Source organism: Nonomuraea sp. NPDC003214 (assembly GCF_053590035.1).
In genome coordinates, this window is the sequence record NZ_JBSFSX010000008.1 from 103,035 (window position 1) to 122,657 (window position 19,623).

Here is a 19,623-nt window from a genome sequence, read left to right on the forward strand (position 1 = left end):
CAAACCCTGATCTCGCAGTGCCCGACGCAATCTGGACACCGCCACGTGTATCTGGAACCTCGCGGTGGTGGGCTCAGCCCCCCCATATATCGCCTCTGCCACCTGCGCCGGGGCCACCACCCCGGTCGCATGTAACAGCAGATCACAAGCTATCGAATAAGAGCAGGCAGCTGGACTTGCCCCCAAGGTGCAGCAAATGCCGCCAATGGCAAATAGAGCGGCAAAAGCGGACACCTTGTATCCGTGATGAGATACGGCCCCGGCAAGGCAGGCGCCATTCCTACGAGGAGTGAGATGAAGAACATCAAAAGAGCGCTACAGATGGCGGCGGTCGGCGGGGTGCTGGCAGCGGGCGTGACGGTCCTGCCGGCCACGGCCGCGCACGCCACCGTCAACTGCTCCTCCACCTACACCACCTTCACCTATGAGGTGTTCTGCTACAGGGCGGACGGCTGGAGCGAGTTCCGGGCGGTGGTCCGGTGCTACAGGATCGGCTCCAGCTACTACACCACAAGGTACGGCGCCTGGACCAGGGTCAACACCGTGAGGTCCGTGGCCAAGTGCCTGACCAGCGAGGAGCCGGCGAGCGGCTTCCGGGTCTTTCGGTAGGACCCGATGGCCGGCAGGCGGCCGTTCGTCTGAGGTTCATCCGGCGCGACGGTGAGATCCACAGCGGTGGCCTGGTGGCCGCCCGCCATGGCGGGCGGCCACCAGGCACCTTTGGCAAAGGGAGCCGGTACTCTCGTGTGTGCTTCCGCCTACCGGAACAGTCCCCGAACTCACTGATCACTCGTTGGGCTAAGAGCTGTTTCTTGGATCAGATTCGGGGCCAGATGACCAGGGCGGCCAGGGTGACGGTGCCGAGGAAGATGTAGGCGCGTTTGTCGTAGCGCGTGGCGACGGCCCGGAAGTTCTTCAGCCGGTTGATCGCCCGTTCGACGACGTTGCGCGCTTTGTAGCGTTCGGCGTTGAAACCGGTGGGCCGTCCTCCGGCTGAGCCTCGTCGGCGGCGATGGGCACGTTGATCGCGTGGCTCGGGGATGGTGTGCCGGATCTTGCGGCGGCGCAGATAGGCGCGGTTGGCGCGGGAAGAGTACGCCTTGTCCGCAGCCATGCTGTCAGGCCGGGTGCGTGGGCGTCCCAATCCCAGCCGGGGTATGCGGATGGTGGCCAGCACTTGCCGGAACTGCGGGCTGTCGCCGTACTGGCCCGGCGTCAGGACCAGCGACAGCGCCCGGCAGCGACCGTCCGCCGATAGATGGATCTTGGTGGTGAACCCGCCACGGGAACGGCCTAAGCACTCCCCAGCCTGACCACCTCCGCCAGCCGGGCGGCCAGCGTGGTCGCCGGCAGTGTGCGGGGCGCGCCGACGGCGTGCTGGTGCTCCCCGCAGTCGAAGCCTGCCGGTGGATCGCGCGCCGGCATGCCGCGACCACGTGCATCTGGTGGCCACCCTCGTTCGGCGAGATGAACGGCTCCCCGAGATGCGCGGCAACTGGTACCGGATTCGGGACATGCGATCAGATCGAAGCCGAACTCGGGCTACTCCTCACACGGTTGTCCTGAACCTGAACCAGTCAACGCTCAAGGTCCCGCCCTGGACCAAAGCTACGAAGAGTGAGGGATCTTGCTGGCATCAATGTCGCGCCGACTGTCATCCATTGTCGTTAGCCACTGACGCTCCGTGTCGCTCAACAGTACAGACGTGCTCGATCGGGGCCGTACCGAGATGAAGACCGTAATGCCGTGATGGCGCTGGCCCCTCGCCTCGCCGAGGGCGTCGCGGCCTGGCGGGATGCCGTCGCCGTCACCGTCGCCGTGCGTGGCTGGGTCACCGGTTCCCTGGACCGGGACGGCAGCCACGATCACGGCGTGCTCGTGGCGGTCGGCGATGGCTGCGTCGCGGGCTTCGTCACACTGAGTACCCGGTGGCACTTCACCGGCCAAGCGGACGCCTACATCGGCGAACTCGTCGTCTGCGCCGAGGTGGAGCGCACGGGCATCGGGCGTGCTCTGGTGAACGCGGCCGAGGACTGGGCGCGTGAACGCGGTCTGCGGCGCATCACGCTGGAGACCGGTGCGGCCAGCGTCCGGGCCCGGAACTTCTACCAGGCACTGGGATATGCGGAAGAGGAGGTACGGCTGACCAGGCTGGTAGCGGTTGGTGACCAGGCGGCGTCGGCGGTGTCTGGCGTTGACGACTTTGAGCTTGATGCTGGGAACGCGGCGTGTTCGTCGTAGGCCTTGTTTTCCTGCGGGCGGTAACGAACCAGCGTCCAGTGGGACTACCTGGTGATGGCCTCCTCGATCCGCTCCATCGCGGTGATGGCGCCGAAGCCGAGCAGGCGCACCAGGTCGGTGTCCGTGGCGGAGGTCGTGGTGCGCCATGCGGTGACGTCCGCTTCGGTGATGTCGTGTGGGCTGGCAGCGGCCAGGAGCGCGAGTTTGGCGGCGGGCCGGTCGGCTTCGGGAAGCTGGGTCAACCGTTGTGTCAGCCGTGTGCCAGGTGAAAAGGGGGTGGGTTCGGCGACCGCGGCTCGGAGAAGGTTCCGGCTTGGCTCGCTCAGGAGCGTGGCGCCGGCGGTCGCCACGCTGCGCAGGGCGGCGAACGCGGCCCCGATCGGCGTGTCGCCCGCCCAGGCCGGCCGGGGCTCCATCGGGATGCCGGCCAGGAGCGGCAGGCTGTCGCCTCGGGTGAGTTCCTGGTGGACGGTGCGGGTGTAGGCCATGGCCCCGACGCGGCGTACCGGCCGTGCTCGTTGCAGGTTGCCGGGCAGCAGTCGCTCGTCGGTGAGCGTGGAGAACATGCGGTTGATGAAGTGGGTCGACAGGGCCGTGCCGATGTACTCGGCGGCGAGGTCGGCAGGGAAGGGCGGTGCCGGCAGGTGTGCCGGGTCGAGGGTTCGGGTGGCTTTCGCCCAGGTCGTCAGGGCGGCGTGGTGAGGGTTGGCCGGGACTCGGTCGTCGAGCAGGTCCTCGGCGAGCTGGTGTTCGCCGAGGGCGTGGATCAGGATGGTGTGCGCGTCGATGCAGAACTGGCACCGGTTGGCCTGTGACACGGCCACGGCCACGACTTCCTTGTCGGTGCGGGGTGCGAGTCCTGCCAGTTCCGACTCGCGCAGCACGGCCCAGGCCGCGGCGTGCAGGTCAGGCGCCGGGGACAGCATCATGAACGCGGCCTGCCCGAAGTCGGCCGCCGACTGGGCGTACACCTCGGCGACTCGGCCGGTGGCGGATTTCCTGGGGACGGGCGCGATGTGGCGGATGGACATGCTGAACTCCTCCGTGGTTGGACTGTCTCAGGGACACGGTCAGGCTTGGGGCGCGTTGCCGATGGCGCGGGCGATCCGCCGCGCTTCGACGGGAAACCGGCGCAGGCTGCCTTCTATCGCCGGCCGGTAGCCGATGAACCACAGTCCCGTCGCGGGCCGGTGCTTGCCCGCATCATGGTGGGGGCGTCCGTCGTGGTCGAGGACGTCGAGGTGTCCGACCAGATCGGCGAGACCGGGGTCGTAGCCGGTGGCGGCCAGCACCGTGTCGGGTCGCAGCCGGCTGCCGTCTCGCAGCACGACCTCGGGACCGTCGAGACGGTCAATGTCGGCGACGACGTGCAGCCGGCCGGCGGTGAGATGCCCGACGAAGCCCTGGTCGATCGCGATGGTGACCCCGGTGGTGCGCATGCGCTCGTACGGGCCCTGCCGCGGGGCGGGCAGCCCGTGGGCGCGCAGGTCGCCGAACGCGTGGTGCGCCGCGGCGCGGGCGAGGCGGTCGCGGACCGGCTCCGGCAGGAGGCGCAGCGCGAGGGTGAGCGGGTGCAGGGGGAGGCCGTACAGGTGCCGGGGCAGGATGGTCGGTGAGGTGCGCACCGACATCCACAGGTGCCGGACGCCCGCGTCGACGAGGTGGCCGGCGATCTCGACGCCGGAGTTGCCGGCGCCGACGAGCAGGACCCGGGCGCCGGCGAGGTCGGCGGCGCGGCGCAAGGCGGCGACGTGCTGGATCGGCTGCTGGAAGCCCGCGCGTCCGGGCCAGTCGGGCAGCTTGGGGACGCGGTCGTGGCCGGTGGCGACGACGACGTGCCGACTGCGGTAGTGGCCGTCGTTCGTCGTGATCTGCCAGCCGCCGGGCACGGGGTCGATCCGGCGGGCTCGAACACCGCAACGTACGTGGAGTCGCGCGTGCCGGGTGAAGCGTTCGAGGTAGTCGATGTAGTCGTCCCGGGCGACCCACCGGCCGGCGCGTCCGGGGATGGGCAGGCCGGGCAGGTCGGAGAGCCAGCGGATGGTGTTCAGGCGCAGGTCCTGGTGGCGGTGCCGCCAGGAGGTGCCCACCGCCTCGCCCCGTTCGAGGATGATCGGGTTGATCCGGCGCCGCCGCAGGGCCGCCGCGGCCGCCAGCCCGGCCGGACCTGCTCCGATGATGATGACGGTGGGCGTCACGACGCCCATCCGCAGCGTGGCGCGCCGGGCGACAGCGCGGTGATGTCATGTCGGCCGCCAGGGGTGTCCACGCCAGGACCGCCGCGGGCCAGGCTCAGCGTCAAGGTGCGGTTGCCCATACGTCATACGTCTTTCGCTAGAGCGATACTCCAGCGACAATTGCACTAGAGTGGCGCTCCAGTCAAGTTGGGGAGATCACCGGTGACACCACCCAAGCCCGGAGTGCGCGCGGCCAAGACGGCGCAGACCCGTGCCCGCATGCTCGCCGCCGCCCGCGAGCTGTTCGTCGAACGCGGCTACACCGCCACGAGCATGCAGGCCATCGCGACCCGAGGCGGGGTGGCCGTGCAGACGTTGTACTTCACCTTCGAGACCAAACGAGCGATCCTCAAGGAGCTGCTCGACGTCGAGGTGGCCGGCGACGACGCCCCGGTCGCCACGCTCGACCGCCCGTGGGCCGCCCAAGCGCTCGCCGCGCCGCCGCCCGAGCTGCTGCACCGGCTCGTCGAGGCCACCGTCGACATCCATGCCCGGGTGGCGCCGCTGCTGGAAGTCACCCGCTCGGCCGCCGCCACCGACCCGGAGATCGCCGAACTGTGGCGCACCAACATCACGCAGCGGCACACCGTGCTGGCCGTGTTCACCGGCGCCCTGGCCGCCAAGAACGCGCTGCGCGCCGACCTCGACGCACTTCGCGCCGCGGACATGGCCCTCGCCGTCCTGGCACCGGAGACCTACCACCTGCTCACCGGCCACCGAGGCTGGAGCAGCCGCGCGTGGGCCGACTGGGCGGCCCGGACTCTGATCAGCACCCTACTTGCGCCACCCGAGTGACTAGTGTGATGCTCTATCGAAATGCGGAAGGCCGAGTCACCGCTCTCCGCCTGGGCCGGATCCACGACACCGTCAAGTCCTGGGCTCCGGGCTCAGGCCTGCCACCGCGAGCCGGAACAGGTGCTCGGCCCGGGCGGCGGGGTCGGGGTGGCGCTCGGTCGCCAGGACGATGCCGACGATCAGCGTGATCAGGTCGGCGACGGTGGCGCCTTCCGCGACCACGCCGTCTCGCACGGCGCGGCGCAGCAGCGGATCGCCCGCCTGTTCCATCATTGCCGCGCAGGTGCTCTCGTCCATCGAGCCGGGCTCGGCTTCCTCGTAGGACAGGGCGGCGGTGAGCCCGCGCGCGGCGACGCAGTAGGTGAGGACGTCGCCGAGCCAGCCGAGGAGGGCCACGCGGCTGTCGTCCTCGCTCGCCAGCTCGTTCGCGCGGGCGCACAGGGACTCGATCCGCCGGTGGGAGACCGCCTCCAGCAGCGACCGGCGGGTGGGGAAGTGGCGGCGCACCGTGGCCGAGCCGACCCCCGCCACGCGGGCGATCTGCTCCAGGGAGGCGCCGGCGCCGTGCGTGGCGACCTCCTCCTCGGCGACGGCGAGGATGCGCGCGTAGTTGCGCCGGGCGTCCGCGCGCTGGCGGTCGGGCATGGCGTCATCTCCGGTGTTGCTAACTGGCGGGGCCCGCCGTATCGTACCGCAGAGAAAACGGCGGACCCCGCCGTTTATCGTCCCGAGGGAGCATCATGCCCGCATCATCCGCGCCCGTCCTGGTCATCGGCGCCACCGGCAGGCAGGGCGGGGCCACCGCCCGCGCCCTGCTCGCGGCCGGCGTCCCCGTCCGCGCGCTGGTACGCGACCCGGCCACCGACCGGGCCCGGGCCGTCGAAGCGCTCGGCGCCGAGCTCGTCACCGGCGACCTCCACGACCGCGCATCGGTGACCCGGGCCGCCAAGGACGCCCGCGCCGTCTTCTCCGTGCAGATCGCCCCGCTGACCTCCCGAGGCTTCGACTTCGACGACGAGGTGGCCCAGGCCGTCAACCTGATCGAAGGCGCGAAGGCCGCAGGAGTGCCGCAGTTCGTGCAGACGTCCACCAGCGGCGCCGGACGCCACACCGGGACCCCCGGGCAGGAGGCGGCGGCGGCCTCTCTGGACGCCAAGGCCGCGATCGAGCGACACGTCCGCACGGCGGGCTTCCCCCACTGGACGATCCTCAAGCCGGCCTTCTTCATGGACAACTTCCTGCCGTCCATGGCGTTCCTGTTCCCGCGGGGCGTCGAGGGCGGCCTGGTGAGCGTGATCAAGCCGCGGACCCGCCTGTCCCTCGTGGCGACCGACGACATCGGCACGGCGGCCGCCGCGGCCATCGCCGCGCCGGAGCGCTTCGACGGGGTCGAGCTGGAGCTGGCGAGCGACTACCTGCCGATGACGGAGATCGCCGCGACCCTCTCCCGCGCGCTGGGCACGCCCCTGTCGGCGCCGGACATGACCGAGGAGCAGGCGCTCGCCGCCGGCATGCCGCCGATGGGCGGCTCGCACGAGTGGCTGAACACGGCCGGCCAGCCTGCCCGCCCCGAGTACGCCAGGGACCTCGGCCTCCCGCTGACCAGCTTCGAGCAATGGGCCCGGCAGCACCTGAGCCCCGCGGCATGACCACGGGCGGCGGCGACGTCCGGTGATCACAGTTGCTGGTGGCGGCATCCTCGCCCGTTGGCCGGGCTCGCCTGGCGGATCAGGAGCTGGTCGAGCTTGGCGTTGACGGCGGCCAGCTCGCGCTTGACGGTCTCGAGCTCGGCCTGGGCCTGAGTTTCGGCCGGAGAGGGTTCGGCGTCGTTCATGGCGTTGACCACGACCGCGATGAACAGGTTCAGCGCGACGAACGTGGACATCAGGATGTAGGCGATGAAGAACATCCACGCCCAGGGCTTGTGCTCCATCACCTCCTGGGCCACGCTCCCCCAGTCGTCCCCGGTCATGATCTGGAACAGCGTGAACAACGACCGGGGCAGCTCGTCGAACCGCTCAGGCACGATCTCGCCGAACAGCGTCGTCGCGACCACGGCCGCGATGTAGATCATCAGCACCAGGAGGCCGATGATGGACGCCATCCCCGGGACCGCGGTCAGCAGGGCGTTCACCACGCGGCGCATGCTGGGCACCGCGGAGATCAGCCGGAGCGCGCGCAGGATCCGCAGGGCGCGCAGCACCGACAGGGGGCCGGTGGCGGGCACCAGGGCGACGACCACGATGATCGCGTCGAACCAGTTCCAGGGGTCGGACCAGAAGTCGCGACGGTAGGCGTACAGGCGGGCCGCGATCTCCACGGTGAAGATCGCCAGAGCGAGCCGGTCGACGGCGTGCAGCAGGTCACCGGCCCGATCCATGAGGTGCGAGCTGGTCTCCATGCCGATGGTGACCGAGTTGATCACGATCACCGCGATGATCGCGCGTTGCACGAGAGGGTTTTCCAAGACGATGCGTACGCGTTCTTGCCCGGGCACCTCGGCGACCGCTCCTCAGGAACGAAGTTTTCGATCATCGTAGAGGCGGGCCCCGCCGGGCTTCAGCAGCGAACGCTTGAGATGATGATCACACCCGGCGGCGGGTGTTTCTCCTGGTTGTCGGGGAAAGAGGCGTTTACGGGCGGGCCCGCCCATGCCGGTTCCGGCCGGGTTCGACCAGATCGAAGGCGATGGTGGTATCGGTGTCGGCCGACCCGGACACGTCCGGCGTCACCTCGCCCGGGCGGGCGCGATGAGTGTGGCGCTGGGCCTACTGGCCATCTTCGTGCTCACCCTGGCCACCGGCTACTTCGTCGCCCAGGAGTTCGCCTACGTCAGCGCCGACCGGCTGATCCTGTCCCAGCAGGCCGCCGCGGGCGACAAGAAGGCGGCCCAGGCCGTCAAGGTGATGGAACGGCTGTCGTTCATGCTGTCGGGAGCGCAGCTCGGCATCACCGTCACCGCGCTCGTGGTCGGGTTCATCGCCCGCCCGGCCCTGGCGGAGCTGATCGCGCCCGCGCTGACCGCGCTCGGCATGCCCGCCGGGATGGTGGGGGCGGTGGCCCTGGCCGTCGGGTTCGCGCTGGCCACGATCATCCAGATGGTGCTCGGCGAGCTCGCCCCCAAGAACCTGGCGCTGGCCCGGCCGGAACCGCTCGCCCGCGCGCTGGCCGCCTCCACGCTGGTCTACCTGGCGGTCGCGGGGCCGATCATCAAGCTGTTCGACACCGCCGCCAACCGGCTGCTGCGCGCCGTCGGGATCGAGCCCGTCGAGGAGCTGCACCACGGCGCCACGCTGGAGGAGCTCGGCCACATCATCGGCGAGTCCGAGGCGCACGGCCACCTGCCCGGAAGCCAGGCCGACGTGCTGGAACGGGCGCTGGCGTTCTCCGACCACACCGCCGAGGAGGTGATGGTGCCGCGCGCCGACGTGGTCGCCGTGGCCGCCTCGGCGAGCGTCGCGGAGCTGGACGAGCTCATCGCCGTCCACGGCCACACCCACTACCCGGTGCTCGGCGCCACGCTCGACGACGTGACCGGGCTGGTCAGCCTGCGCGACGTGGCCGCGGTGCCCGCCAGGGCCACCGCCGCCACCCGGGTCGGCGAGCTCGCCCGGGACGTCCTCGTCGTGCCGTTCTCGCTGCCGCTGCCCGACCTGGCCGCCCAGCTCCACGCCCGGGGCGAGGAGGTGGCCTGCGTGGTCGACGAGCACGGCGGCCTGGCCGGCCTCGTCACCTGGGAGGACGTCGCCGAAGAGCTCGTCGGCGAGATCGCCGACGAGGACGACGCCGACACCCCCTCAGCGGTACGGCACGGCGACGGCTGGGAGCTGGACGCCGGGCTGCGCATCGACGAGATCGCCCTGGCCACCGACCTGAACCTGCCCGACGAGGACGACTACGACACCCTCGCGGGGCTGATCCTGCACCGCCTGGGCCGCTTCGCCGCACCCGGCGACGTCATCACCGCCGCCCTGCCCGCCACCCTCGACCCCGCCGCGCCCACCCACGCCCGCATCGAGGTCCTGACGCTGGACCGGCACGTCCCCGAACGCGTCCGGCTCACCCCGTACCGGCACCTCGACGAAGCGGAGGAGCGGCCGTGAACCTGCCCCTGGGCCTGGCTCTCACCCTGTTCCTGCTCGTCGGCAACGGCTTCTTCGTCGCCGCCGAGTTCGCCCTCGTCGCGGCCAAGCGCCACCGCCTGGAGAAGGCAGCCGCGCAAGGCAGCAAGGCCGCCTCGGCCGCCCTGTCGGGCATCAAGGAACTGTCGCTCATGCTGGCTGGCGCCCAGCTCGGCATCACGCTGTGCTCGCTCGGCCTCGGCGTCGTCTCCGAACCGCTCATCGCCGGCACGCTCACCCCGCTGTTCCACACCCTCGGCCTGCCCGAGGCAGCCGCGCACGCGGTCGCCTTCGTCATCGCGCTGGCCGTCGTGACCTTCCTGCACATGGTGCTCGGCGAGATGGCGCCCAAGTCGTGGGCGATCGCGCACCCCGAACGCTCCGCCACCGTCCTGGCGCTGCCCTTCCGCGCCTTCACCCTGGCGGTACGGCCGGTGATCAGCCTGCTCAACGCCATCAGCAACGCCCTGCTGCGCCTGTTCAAGGTGCACCCGCGCGAGGAGGGCGCCAACCCGCGCACGCCTGAACAGTTGCGGCACCTGGTGGAGGAGTCACGCAGGCTCGGCCTCATCGAGGCCGACGACCACGCCGTGCTCAGCCAGGCCCTGCACGCCCCCGACGCCGCCATCGCCGCGCTCATCACTCCGCTCGACCGGGTCGTCACCGTCCCCGCCACCGCCTCGGCCCAGGACGTGATCGACGCCTGCCTGAACGCCAGACGCTCCCGCCTCGTCGTCGGCGACCCGGCGGCGCCGCTCGGCGTCGTCCACATCCGCGACGCCTACCTGGCCGCCCGCCGCGCCCGCACCGTCACCGCCGCGCACCTCGCCTACCGCCTGCCCGCCCTGCCCTCGGACGCCTCGGTGTCGGAGGCGGTCGCGGCGCTGCGAGCCGCCCACAGCCAGCTCGCGCTCATCCGCTCCGAGGGCGACGGTGCCGGTGCCGGTGTCGTGGGCATCGTGAGCCTGGACGACCTGCTCACCACCCTGCTCGTCCCGTGAGCCTGGGGGCGGAGCCCGGCACCCTGTGACCTCGCTACACCACGAAATGGCCGGCGTAGTCCTCCGATGGTGCGATCGGCGTGATGACGTCGATCAGCACCCCGTTCGGGTCTGCCACGATGAAGTGGCGCTGCCCGAAGCCTTCGCTGCAAATCTCCAGCTCGGCCGGCAGACCGCCCCGGACAACCAGCCGCTCCCATTCCGCGTCGACGTCGTCGACTTCGAAGTTGAGCAGCAACCCCCGGACCGGTGCTCGGTAGCCGGCAGGCAGGGTGGGGTGGAGGAAGTCGAGAAGGGCGAGTTCGTATGGGTGCGGTCCTGGCCGGCGCAGGCTGAAGTACCAGTCGGCTTCGAAGGTCGTCTCGAACCCCCACAGGCTGACGTAGAAGTCCCGCGACTCCTTGATCTTTGACGTACAGATGACTGGGTAAAAGCTGGTGAGCATCGGCGCATCTCCCATTCGCATGTCTTCGGGGGTCAGGGCTGCGTCGTGTCGGAGCCGGCCCCCTGTCCCGCGATCGGCTGGGACACGCCTGTCAAGCCGCCCCGCATGGCCGCCGCCAGGTCCACCGCCTTGTGGTTCGGTGCGACGCCTTCGACCAGGATCGCCACGCTTTCGAGGTGATCGGTCCGCAGGGGCAGAATCGCTTGATAGGCGGGCGAGTCGTACCAGTCTCGCGCGGCCTGCAGATCAGGGAATCCGATGATGACGAGCGTGCCGGGCCAATCCCCTTCCCGGACCTCGGGCTCAGCGCCGTGCACCAGGAACCGGCCCTCGAAGGGGGTGAGCGTGGCGTCCACCCGTTCCATGTACTCCAGCACGTCGGGATGGGAATGCGGATTCTTCAGGTGTGCCAGCGCGAAAGCGGGCATGAGTTCTCCCTTGGGGTGAATGGCGTCGGTCGGCCCGGGCGGTGCAGAATGCCGTAACGGCTTGGCCAGGTCAGGACCAGAAATACAGCGTCCAGCCGTACCATCCCGGCGAGCATTTGTACTGGTTACCGAACAGGCGGCGGCCGTCGGCGTGGCACTGCTTGCGCGCGGTCTCCGACAGGTCGTTGTAGATGTGGTAGAGCTCCCAGCCCATCGGTACGGCATCGGCACGCGCGGGCGCGGTCACGCCGGCCTGGATGCCGCAGGCCAATGCCACGCCGACCAGCGTGGCCGCCATTTTCCTTGATGAAATACGCATCATTTCCTCCTTCGATGAAGATGCTTCGGGTGATTACGCGGCGCAGGGCGGCGGATGTCCCGGCGACGACGGCCCGGCTCCATCGAGCGGATCAGGTTCGTCGCCGGGGCGGTCCGCACATGCACCGTGGCGGCTCGCTATCTGAGATCTCCTGCGGTCAGATGCGGCAGGAGCTGGGCACGACCACCATCTTGCCGACCTCACCCCACGCATACGGCGCGGGCGTCATCTGACGGTGCAGGACGCCATTCAAGTACATGGTCGCGTCGCGATATCCCGGTCGGCGTTCGCCCTTGCGCACCAGGAACCAGTTGTCGCCGTTGGGATTCTTGAAATAGTGGGTGGCGGTGATCGTGTAGGTGCACACCGTGTACTGCGCGGTGGTGGCGTTGGCCGGGGCGGACGCACCAAGTGCGGCCGCTGCGGCAGCGACCGCGGTGGCGGCGGTGAGCCGGAGCATGTTTCGCATGCCCATCCTCTTTCTTGTCCGGAGGCTGTTGTCAGGGAAAGCACAGCACCTGCCGCCCTCCGAACGCCTTCAACAGAGCCTCACCTGGCCTACGCCTCGCATTCGAAAAGCGACGGCTGGTTGAAGGCGATATGAAGAGAGTGCGGCCTAGCGTTGGGGTCACACCGATTCAAGGAGTGTGAATGGCGCTACGCCTCAATCTTCGTCCACGAGGGATTCGTGGCAGTCGTGCGTTCATCGCCGCCCTGGCGGTCGCCGGCTCGATGGGCGTCGCGGGACCCGCGGCGGCCACGGCGACCCCCGGCGCGGACGAGTTCGGGCCGCTGACGGCCACAGGGTGCACCGCCCGAAACGGCCCCGGCGACTTCAACGACACCTGTGTCTACGTCTACGGCCAGGGCACGCACGTCGAGCGCGTCCGGGGCGCGATGGTGTCCTGGAATCTCCCGCCGGTCCCGCTCACGCTCTGCGGCGTGAAGGTCCATGTGTGGGGGACGTACGCGAACGGGGCCAGGTTCGACCGCACCGGTCAGGCGCAATGCAGCTATGGCGGCAGCGCATACGTCAACTGGTATCCCAACGCGCATTTCAAGGACCGGACCAGCGTGTGCGTCCGGACCCAGTTCAAGGATCAGTGGTCGAACCCGGCCTGTATCCAGATCAGAAAGTAATGGGCCGCCACGTGCGACAGCCCGGAGCGAGCGACGACGAACGAGGAAAGGTCGAAAACAGTTGAGGATGAGAGATTTAGCCGTTGCCGCCGCGATCGCCGGCGCGATGGTGATCGCGGCGCCCGCCGGCGCCACGGCGACGACGGCCACCGCGCCCTCCGGACCGGATGAGCTCGGCCCGCTCAGCGCGAGCGGCTGCACCGCCCGCAACGGGCCGGGTCACGTCAACGAGACCTGCATTCAGGTGACGGGAACGGGCACGTTGGTGCAGAAGATCCGCGGATCGATGCGGTCCATCAAGTTCCCGTGGAAACCTGTCACGCTCTGCGGCGTCAAGGTGCACGTGTGGGGCGCCTACAAGAGCGGAGCCGCCTTCAACGAGACCGGGACCGCGCAATGCTCCAAGATCGGTGATGCGTACGTCGACTGGGCGCCCTTCACCATGTTCAGGGTCAACTCCACACTCTGCGCCCGCACCTTCTTCGACAACGAGTGGTCGAACCCGGCCTGCATCACGATCAAAAGTGTATGACCGCGGCGCCCTGGCGCTGACGGTCTGAAGCGATCACCGTTCTCGGCGCCAGCCCCGGGAACGGTGATCGCTTCTCCGCACTTCCCCTTTACCGGAGAGGCATCAGGACGCGCACGTCCCGCCGTCGAGAACCGTCATTCCGCCCGGGGCGATGTATCCATTGCGCGACGGAACAGACAGCCGCGAATACTTCGTATAGTAGAAGATGATCACCGTGCCCTTGGGGATCGAGCCCTTCGGGGTCCAGCCGGTCGCCGTACGATAGAGCGTCTTGTTGACGGTCAGCCGCGCCTTGTTCCAATTGCAGTTCGCGACCGTCGTTTCCGCAGCAGCGGCAGCGCCCTGCGCCCCCGCCGAGAACGCGAGACCCGCCGCCATTACTACGCCGATGATGGTGTTACGCACCTATATCCCCTGTTCTTGATCGTTCGTGGGCAACGGAATGCTAATGACGCGCGCCATCGGCCGGCCTTCCTCCGGCATTCAATCCGGCGAGAGCTCCTGCGTCGGCTCGGATACCGCAAGAGCGCGGACGAGTGGCGACAGCAGATACCGTTCCGGCGCGGTCTGCTCGACGAGGTGATCGGCGTTCAGCCTGTCCAGGTGCCGCCGGATCCGCTCGGGCGGCTCCTGGACGAGCGCGGCGAGCGGCTCCGGCTCCAGCACGTTCTCGGGGTGGAGAACGGCCGCCAGGTGCAGAGTGCGTCTGGCGGCCGGGTCGAGCCGCTCGCAGGACCATGACAGCGCACGCCGGACGTCCTGGTCACCGTCGCCCGCTCGGAGGGCGGCCAGGGCGTCCCGCTCGACCTCGCGCGCGAGCATCTCGGCGGACAGCCCCGGCACGCGGGCGAGCCTCTCCCCGACGATGCGCAGAGCGAGGGGCAGGTGCTCGCACCGTTCGGCCAGAATCCTCACCGCCTCGCATTCGCGGCGCAACCGGTCGTGGCCCGCCTGACCGGCCAGCAGCTGCAGGGATTCCTCCGGGGGCAGCGGGCCGAGGGCGATCCGCGCCGCGGCGCCACTCGTGACGAGGCCGCGTAGCTGGTTGCGGCTGGTGATGAGGACCGCCGGGCCGTTGCCGGGAAGCAGGGAACGTACATGGCAGGTGCTGCGGACGTTGTCCAGGACGATCAGCATCCTGCGGCCGGCGGTACGGGAACGGAACATCGCGGCGGCCGCGTCCCGCTCCGCGGGAATGTCGGCCGGGCGCACGCCCAGAGCGCGCAGCAGAATGCGCAGGGCCTGGTCGGCGGGGAGGGGCGGCAGCGCGTCGAACCCCCGCAGGTCGAGGTAGAGCTGGCCGTCGGGGAAGTCGCCGGCGGCGGCAGCGGCCCAGTGGATGGCCAGCGTGGACTTGCCGACGCCGGCCCTGCCCACGATCACGGTGGCGCCGGAGCGCCTCGCGACCTGGTCCAGGGCTTCGAGCTCGCCGGCGCGTCCCACGAAGCCGCTGATGTCGGCGGGCACCTCCCGCGGCGGATCCGGCTCGGCGACGTCCGCCGGCGTCACGGGGGACGCGGCTCCCGCCGTAGGCTCCGGCGTCCCGGCGAGGATCTCCTGGTGGAGGTCACGCAGTTCGGCGCCGGGCTCGACACCCAGTTCCTCTCGCAGGTGACCGAACGCCTCACGGTAGGCCGCCAGGGACTCCGCCCGCCGTCCGGCCCGGTGCAGGGCACGCATCAACTGGGCCCAGTGCCGCTCGCGCAACGGATGCTCCTGAGTCAGCCTGCGCAGTTCGGGAATGAGATCACCGCCGGCGCCCCGCGAGGACAGGTCCAGGTCGATGCGTCGTTCGACGGCGCGTCTGCGTTCCTCTTCCAGGACGGCGACGTCCTGGTGCAGGATCTCGGAGGCGACGTCCGAGCAGGCGGCTCCACGCCACAGGGCGACCGCCTTGTGCAACAGCGCCGCCTCCTGCTCAGGCGAGTCGGCCCGACCGGCCCGGCCCAGCAGGTGGCGGAACTCCAGCAAGTCCAGCCGGTCAGGGCCGAGCCGGATCTCGTAGCCTCCCGGCCACGTCCGGACGACCGTTTCGTCCCCGATCCACTGCCGCAGCCGGGCGACGTACGTCTGCACGACACGCCGTTCGTCCTGGGGCGGCTGGTCCCCCCACAGCCGTCGTGACAGGCCGTCGATGGAGACGACCTGGTTGGCGTGCAGGAGAAGACTGGCCAGCAGGGTGCGGTTCTTGGCTCCCGGCACCGGCCGCCATACGCCGTCGCCGAGGCTGACGGTGAGCGGTCCCAGAACGGAGAAGCGCGACGCAAGCGTCCGCCCCCGTACCGAGCCCGAGGTCTCGACGACCTCTCCCACTGCCATGAAACAGCCACCCCCGAAGCCGCATGCCGTCCCGACGGCACCAGCCTTGGACCGGGCCGGGTGCGGCAGCAACTCTTTCGAAGGCTCTCGAAACGTCAGAGCGGCGGTGGCGCACGCGTCCGTACGGCTGCGCGCGTTGGTCAGCGGTCGGCGGAGAGCGTGCGTTCGATGTCGACGAGAGCCGCCAGCTGACCGGCGGACAGCGCCCGGCCGAAGTGCCGGTCGATCGATGCCAGGTGGGCCGGGGTGGCCTCCTCGTAGATCCGCTGTCCGGCCTCGGTGAGCAGCACGTCGTCGCCGCGGCCGTCCAGCTCGCATGCCTCGCGCGCGATCAGGCCGCGCTGTTCCATGCGACCGAGCTGGCGGGACAGACGGCCGTGGGCCCACTGCAACTGGGCGGCGAGGCGGCCCACGCGCACGCACGTCTCCGTGCTCGCCAGCTCCGTCACCGCGGACAGCACCTCGTAGTCGGGCATCGACAGGCCCGCGTTCTTCTCCAGGTCGCGGGCGATCGCCGGGTCCACCAGGAGCTGGAGCCTGCGGTAGGCCGCCCAGGCATCGTGCACGGACTGGGCGGTCTGGCTGGAGCGCGTCATGGGACCCATTTTAGCGAAAGCCGGTTACATGTAACGAGTTCGCGTGCTAGCTTCTCCGTTACATGTAACGAAACCGAGAGGACGGCCCCCATGGAGCGGATGCTCAACGTCAACGGGATCGAGCTGGCCGCCGAGACCTTCGGCGACCCCGCCGATCCCGCGATCCTGCTGATCCACGGCGGCGGTCACAGCCTGCTGAACTGGGAGGAGGAGTTCGTCCGCCGCCTGGTGGCCGGCGGGCGCCACGTCGTCCGCTTCGACAGCCGGGACGCCGGCCGGTCGACCGGCTCCCCCGCCGGAGCCCCGTCACACGACCTGCGCGACCTGGTCGCCGACACCGCCGCCCTGATCGGGGCGCTCGGGCTGGACCGCGCGCACCTGGTCGGCATGTCCCAGGGCGCGGCCATCGCCCAGCTCGTGGCGCTCGACCACCCCGATCGGGTAGCCACGCTCACGCTCGCGTCCTCGACGCCCGGCGGCCCCGGCCACCGCCACGACGACCTGCCGGACATGACGCCCGAGCTGCGGTCCCTGTACGCGACCGAACCGGCCGAACCGGACTGGCAGGACCGAGAGGCCGTCATCGCCCACCTCGTCGAGGCCGAGCGGCCCTTCGCCGCACCGGGCCACTTCGACGAGCCGGCCGTACGCGAGCTCGCCGGCCGGGTCGCCGATCGCACGATCGACCTCGCCGCACAGCTGACCAACCCGTTCCTCCTGGACGCCGGCGAGCCGTGGCGGCACCGGCTCGGCCGGATCAAGGCCCCGACACTCGTGCTGCACGGCGCCGAAGACCCCTTCCTGCCACCGGCTCATGGGCAGGCCCTGGCCGCGGAGATCCCCGACGCTCGCCTCATGGTCATGGACGGGACCGGACACGAGACCTTCCCCCGCCGCCACTGGGACACGGTCGTTCCCGCGATCCTCGGCCACACCGCCCATCGCTGATCGGACGCACCCGTGCTCGCCATCGCCCTGGCCCTGGGCGCCGGGCTCGGCTGGGGGGCCTCCGACTTCCTGGGAGGGCTGAAGAGCCGTTCCCGCCCCGTGCCGTCCGTCCTGCTCGTCTCCCAGGCCACCGCTCTCGTCCTGCTCACGATCACGACCGCCGTACGCGGCGTGGGCCCGCCGGACCCTGCCTTCCTCGTTCAAGCCGCCGTCGCCGGGCTGGGCGAGACGGTGGGCATCGCCGCCCTCTACCGCGGCCTCGCCGTCGGCACGATGAGCATCGTCGCCCCCGTCGCGGCGGCCGCACCCCTCATCCCCCTGCTCGCCGGGCTCGCGGCGGGGCAGGTGCCGGGTCCGCTCCAGTTCGCCGGGCTGGTGCTCACCGCGCTCGGACTGGTCATCGCCTCCCGCCGCCCGGCCACCGGGACGGGCGGCCGGCCGTTGACGAGCATTCTGTACGGCCTGCTCGCGGCGCTCGGATTCGGCACCTTCTTCCTGTCCATGCACAACGCCGGCCAGGCCGACACCGGCTGGGCGCTGCTGACCGCTCGCCTGACCACCGTGATCGTGATCGCCTCTGTCGTCGTCCTCACGCGTCACCACGTCACCGTACGGAGGAGCGACCTGCCGGTGCTGGCCTCGATCGGCGTGCTCATCGTCGCGGCCGACGCTCAGTACGCCTTCGCCTCGATCCTCGGCCCCGTCAGCGTCGCGGCCGTACTGGGCTCCCTGCACACCGTCGTGACCATCGCCCTCGCCCGGATCGTCCTGAAGGAGCGGCTCACCCGTCCGCAGACGATCGGCATGGGCGTGGTCCTCACCGGCGTCCTGGCCCTCTCGCTCACCTAGTCACGAGCTTGCGTCTCACGTCACGTCAGGTTCTACGCTCCCGATGTCTCCCCCACGCGCGAGAGGAGAAGACGCATGCCCGGCTACTCACAGTTACACGTCGGAGCGCTCGACGACGTCAACGCCACCGTGTCCCTGCATGCCGGCGCGACGCTCCTGTCGCTGATCGCGGGCACGGTCGGCGGCCGGCCGCATGGCGTGCCCCGCCACTGGCAGCGGGCCGTCGCAGCGGTCATCGGCGACGACGCCGTCGTCCTGCGCCCGCTGTTCGACCCGCACTACTCGGTCATCCCCGACTGCCTGACCGCCACCTCGACGATCGCGGAGGCGGACATGAGCGCATATCTGGCCGCCCTCGCCGAACTGGACGACTTCGTTCTCGTCCGGGAGCTGGAGGCCGAGTTCGGCCCCGTCCTCCCCCGGCACTGGCGCGCGGTCGCGGACCGCCCCGGAACCTGGATACGCGCCTACGCCGGCCTCATGGACCGGCTGTGGAAGGAGTTCCGCACCGTCTGGAAGAACGCCGACGCCCTCCTGCACAAGGAACAGGAGCGCATCGGCCTGGCCGTCGTGACGCGCAGCCTGCACGCTCTCCTCCCTGGGCTGAGCGGGCGGCTGACCTGCGACAGCGCCTCCATCCGGCTTCCGGACCAGCAGGGCAGATCCTTCGACCTCGCCGGCCGTCGCCTCACCTTCGTGCCCGTCATCTCCGGTCACGGCGCCTGCCTGTTCTCCTTCGACCAGCCCGGCCCGGCGTGGATCGGCTACCCCCTGCCCGCCGTCGGCCTCCTGTGGTCCGGCCGCTCCAGCCCCGCCGCCCGCGACGACGCCGACAAGCTCGCTCTCACTCTCGGTCGCACCCGCGCCGCCATCCTGCGGCTGGCCGCGACCTCCATCCCCATCGGGAAGCTCGCCGCCCTGCTGGACTGCTCGCCCTCCACTGCCAGCTACCACTGCGACCAGCTCCAGGCCGCCGACCTGCTCAGCCGCGAGCGCCGCGGCCGCCACGTCCACATCAAGATCACGGCCAGGGGAGACGAGCTCCTCGCCGTCCTGACCTGACCGCCGTGCCGAAAGGATCTCGCGTTGCCGTCTGTTCATCAGAAGGACCGGTCATGGGCTCCGCTGTGGCCCGCGTACGCCGCCGCCGGGTTCGTCGGCCTCTTCTGCGTGGTCGTGCTCGTCCTGGCCGCCGTCAACGCGGTCGTCGAAGGCGCCTGGCCCGAAGGAGACGGCTGGATCGCGCTGGGCTCCGTGGGGTTGCGGATCCTCACGGTCGCGCTCGCGCTGGCCAGCGTCCGCCCGTGGGGCAGGCGGCTGCCCAGCCGGCTCGTGCTGGGCGGGCTGTGGGGCTCGGCCGCCGCCCAGTTTGTCTATCCGGCGCTGGAACTCGTGGTCAAGCTGCTCATCCTGGCGGGCGTCCCCATCGCGCTCGACAAGGGCATCAGCAACATGTCCGCGACGGGCTGGTTCAACTTCGCCGCCGCCTGGGTCGTCTTCGGAGTCCCGGCCGTCTTGTTCGGACTCGCGGCAGTGTCCTACCAGCGCCGAACCGCGGCATCCTCTCTCTTTGCGTGGCTGGGCATTCTTGGCGGAAGCGCGGCGCTGCTGTTGATCGGAGTGCTCATCGGATAGCGGGCGGCTCCGGCTCG

At 70.2% G+C, this 19,623-nt stretch carries 24 protein-coding genes and 1 pseudogene; 12 read left to right on the plus strand and 13 right to left on the minus strand.

Annotated elements, in window-relative coordinates:
- Nucleotides 1–294: 294 nt before the first annotated feature.
- Nucleotides 295–609 carry a hypothetical protein gene (locus tag ACWDXC_RS25355; protein ID WP_449986013.1) on the plus strand — a complete coding sequence of 105 codons (315 nt, stop codon included), beginning with the start codon at nucleotides 295–297 and terminating at the stop codon, nucleotides 607–609.
- A gap of 208 nt (nucleotides 610–817) precedes the next feature.
- On the opposite strand, the pseudogene ACWDXC_RS25360 reads toward ACWDXC_RS25355, so the two are convergent.
- Together ACWDXC_RS25360 and ACWDXC_RS25365 are read right to left on the minus strand one after the other, a co-directional pair.
- Nucleotides 818–1,267 (minus strand): annotated as a pseudogene (locus tag ACWDXC_RS25360) (IS5 family transposase); the annotation flags it as partial.
- 26 nt (nucleotides 1,268–1,293) lie between these two features.
- Entirely contained in the window at nucleotides 1,294–1,425 is a 132-nt protein-coding gene (locus tag ACWDXC_RS25365; RefSeq protein ID WP_449986615.1) for a hypothetical protein, read from the minus strand.
- Between the two features lie 324 nt (nucleotides 1,426–1,749).
- Between ACWDXC_RS25365 and ACWDXC_RS25370 the strand changes: the two genes are divergently transcribed.
- Nucleotides 1,750–2,241 (plus strand): GNAT family N-acetyltransferase, encoded by a 492-nt coding sequence (locus ACWDXC_RS25370; RefSeq protein ID WP_449986594.1) that lies wholly within the window; start codon nucleotides 1,750–1,752, stop codon nucleotides 2,239–2,241.
- A gap of 44 nt (nucleotides 2,242–2,285) precedes the next feature.
- On the opposite strand, the gene ACWDXC_RS25375 is transcribed toward ACWDXC_RS25370, so the two are convergent.
- Together ACWDXC_RS25375 and ACWDXC_RS25380 are read right to left on the minus strand one after the other, a co-directional pair.
- Nucleotides 2,286–3,272: a carboxymuconolactone decarboxylase family protein gene (locus ACWDXC_RS25375; RefSeq protein ID WP_449986015.1), complete on the minus strand. Its 987-nt coding sequence runs from the start codon at nucleotides 3,270–3,272 to the stop codon at nucleotides 2,286–2,288.
- A 39-nt stretch (nucleotides 3,273–3,311) separates the two neighbouring features.
- A complete protein-coding gene (locus tag ACWDXC_RS25380) occupies nucleotides 3,312–4,439 on the minus strand; it encodes a flavin-containing monooxygenase (protein ID WP_449986017.1) in 1,128 nt (375 codons plus the stop codon).
- 201 nt (nucleotides 4,440–4,640) lie between these two features.
- Here ACWDXC_RS25380 and ACWDXC_RS25385 point away from each other — a divergent pair, with 201 nt between their 5' ends.
- The gene (locus ACWDXC_RS25385; RefSeq protein ID WP_449986018.1) at nucleotides 4,641–5,273 is read left to right on the plus strand and encodes a TetR/AcrR family transcriptional regulator; all 633 of its coding nucleotides are present in this window, start codon (nucleotides 4,641–4,643) and stop codon (nucleotides 5,271–5,273) included.
- A gap of 72 nt (nucleotides 5,274–5,345) precedes the next feature.
- On the opposite strand, the gene ACWDXC_RS25390 is transcribed toward ACWDXC_RS25385, so the two are convergent.
- A complete protein-coding gene (locus ACWDXC_RS25390) occupies nucleotides 5,346–5,918 on the minus strand; it encodes a TetR/AcrR family transcriptional regulator (RefSeq protein ID WP_449986020.1) in 573 nt (190 codons plus the stop codon).
- Between the two features lie 95 nt (nucleotides 5,919–6,013).
- On the opposite strand from ACWDXC_RS25390, the gene ACWDXC_RS25395 reads away from it, so the two are divergent.
- Complete coding sequence (locus ACWDXC_RS25395) at nucleotides 6,014–6,922, plus strand: NmrA family NAD(P)-binding protein (protein ID WP_449986021.1); 909 nt, start codon at nucleotides 6,014–6,016, stop codon at nucleotides 6,920–6,922.
- Between the two features lie 26 nt (nucleotides 6,923–6,948).
- Here ACWDXC_RS25395 and ACWDXC_RS25400 read toward each other — a convergent pair whose 3' ends face one another.
- Nucleotides 6,949–7,725 carry an ion transporter gene (locus tag ACWDXC_RS25400; RefSeq protein ID WP_449986022.1) on the minus strand — a complete coding sequence of 259 codons (777 nt, stop codon included), beginning with the start codon at nucleotides 7,723–7,725 and terminating at the stop codon, nucleotides 6,949–6,951.
- A 298-nt stretch (nucleotides 7,726–8,023) separates the two neighbouring features.
- On the opposite strand from ACWDXC_RS25400, the gene ACWDXC_RS25405 reads away from it, so the two are divergent.
- Nucleotides 8,024–9,376, plus strand: coding sequence for a hemolysin family protein (locus ACWDXC_RS25405; protein ID WP_449986023.1), 1,353 nt, complete (start codon nucleotides 8,024–8,026; stop codon nucleotides 9,374–9,376).
- Complete coding sequence (locus tag ACWDXC_RS25410; RefSeq protein ID WP_449986025.1) at nucleotides 9,373–10,395, plus strand: hemolysin family protein; 1,023 nt, start codon at nucleotides 9,373–9,375, stop codon at nucleotides 10,393–10,395. Before ACWDXC_RS25405 ends, ACWDXC_RS25410 begins: the two co-directional genes overlap by 4 nt.
- Before the next feature lie 34 nt (nucleotides 10,396–10,429).
- Here ACWDXC_RS25410 and ACWDXC_RS25415 read toward each other — a convergent pair whose 3' ends face one another.
- The 4 genes from ACWDXC_RS25415 to ACWDXC_RS25430 form a co-directional block, all read right to left on the minus strand.
- Nucleotides 10,430–10,840: a VOC family protein gene (locus ACWDXC_RS25415; protein ID WP_449986026.1), complete on the minus strand. Its 411-nt coding sequence runs from the start codon at nucleotides 10,838–10,840 to the stop codon at nucleotides 10,430–10,432.
- A gap of 32 nt (nucleotides 10,841–10,872) precedes the next feature.
- On the minus strand, nucleotides 10,873–11,268 hold the full coding sequence (locus ACWDXC_RS25420) for a DUF1330 domain-containing protein (protein ID WP_449986028.1): 396 nt from the start codon (nucleotides 11,266–11,268) through the stop codon (nucleotides 10,873–10,875).
- A 70-nt stretch (nucleotides 11,269–11,338) separates the two neighbouring features.
- Nucleotides 11,339–11,566 carry a hypothetical protein gene (locus ACWDXC_RS25425; protein ID WP_449986030.1) on the minus strand — a complete coding sequence of 76 codons (228 nt, stop codon included), beginning with the start codon at nucleotides 11,564–11,566 and terminating at the stop codon, nucleotides 11,339–11,341.
- A gap of 178 nt (nucleotides 11,567–11,744) precedes the next feature.
- Nucleotides 11,745–12,056: a hypothetical protein gene (locus ACWDXC_RS25430; RefSeq protein ID WP_449986031.1), complete on the minus strand. Its 312-nt coding sequence runs from the start codon at nucleotides 12,054–12,056 to the stop codon at nucleotides 11,745–11,747.
- A gap of 182 nt (nucleotides 12,057–12,238) precedes the next feature.
- On the opposite strand from ACWDXC_RS25430, the gene ACWDXC_RS25435 reads away from it, so the two are divergent.
- Both ACWDXC_RS25435 and ACWDXC_RS25440 read left to right on the plus strand, forming a co-directional pair.
- Complete coding sequence (locus ACWDXC_RS25435) at nucleotides 12,239–12,727, plus strand: hypothetical protein (RefSeq protein ID WP_449986033.1); 489 nt, start codon at nucleotides 12,239–12,241, stop codon at nucleotides 12,725–12,727.
- Nucleotides 12,728–12,833: 106 nt separating this feature from the next.
- The gene (locus ACWDXC_RS25440; RefSeq protein ID WP_449986035.1) at nucleotides 12,834–13,259 is read left to right on the plus strand and encodes a hypothetical protein; all 426 of its coding nucleotides are present in this window, start codon (nucleotides 12,834–12,836) and stop codon (nucleotides 13,257–13,259) included.
- A 102-nt stretch (nucleotides 13,260–13,361) separates the two neighbouring features.
- On the opposite strand, the gene ACWDXC_RS25445 is transcribed toward ACWDXC_RS25440, so the two are convergent.
- From ACWDXC_RS25445 to ACWDXC_RS25455, 3 genes are all read right to left on the minus strand, one after another.
- Entirely contained in the window at nucleotides 13,362–13,664 is a 303-nt protein-coding gene (locus ACWDXC_RS25445) for a hypothetical protein (protein ID WP_449986036.1), read from the minus strand.
- A gap of 78 nt (nucleotides 13,665–13,742) precedes the next feature.
- Nucleotides 13,743–15,578, minus strand: coding sequence for a BTAD domain-containing putative transcriptional regulator (locus ACWDXC_RS25450; RefSeq protein ID WP_449986038.1), 1,836 nt, complete (start codon nucleotides 15,576–15,578; stop codon nucleotides 13,743–13,745).
- 140 nt (nucleotides 15,579–15,718) lie between these two features.
- The gene (locus tag ACWDXC_RS25455; RefSeq protein ID WP_449986039.1) at nucleotides 15,719–16,174 is read right to left on the minus strand and encodes a MarR family winged helix-turn-helix transcriptional regulator; all 456 of its coding nucleotides are present in this window, start codon (nucleotides 16,172–16,174) and stop codon (nucleotides 15,719–15,721) included.
- A 90-nt stretch (nucleotides 16,175–16,264) separates the two neighbouring features.
- On the opposite strand from ACWDXC_RS25455, the gene ACWDXC_RS25460 reads away from it, so the two are divergent.
- From ACWDXC_RS25460 to ACWDXC_RS25475, 4 genes are all read left to right on the plus strand, one after another.
- Entirely contained in the window at nucleotides 16,265–17,122 is an 858-nt protein-coding gene (locus ACWDXC_RS25460; RefSeq protein WP_449986041.1) for an alpha/beta fold hydrolase, read from the plus strand.
- A 12-nt stretch (nucleotides 17,123–17,134) separates the two neighbouring features.
- Nucleotides 17,135–17,971: an EamA family transporter gene (locus tag ACWDXC_RS25465; RefSeq protein WP_449986042.1), complete on the plus strand. Its 837-nt coding sequence runs from the start codon at nucleotides 17,135–17,137 to the stop codon at nucleotides 17,969–17,971.
- 75 nt (nucleotides 17,972–18,046) lie between these two features.
- A complete protein-coding gene (locus ACWDXC_RS25470) occupies nucleotides 18,047–19,033 on the plus strand; it encodes an ArsR/SmtB family transcription factor (RefSeq protein ID WP_449986043.1) in 987 nt (328 codons plus the stop codon).
- Nucleotides 19,034–19,057: 24 nt separating this feature from the next.
- Nucleotides 19,058–19,606 (plus strand): hypothetical protein, encoded by a 549-nt coding sequence (locus tag ACWDXC_RS25475; RefSeq protein WP_449986044.1) that lies wholly within the window; start codon nucleotides 19,058–19,060, stop codon nucleotides 19,604–19,606.
- Nucleotides 19,607–19,623: the final 17 nt, after the last annotated feature.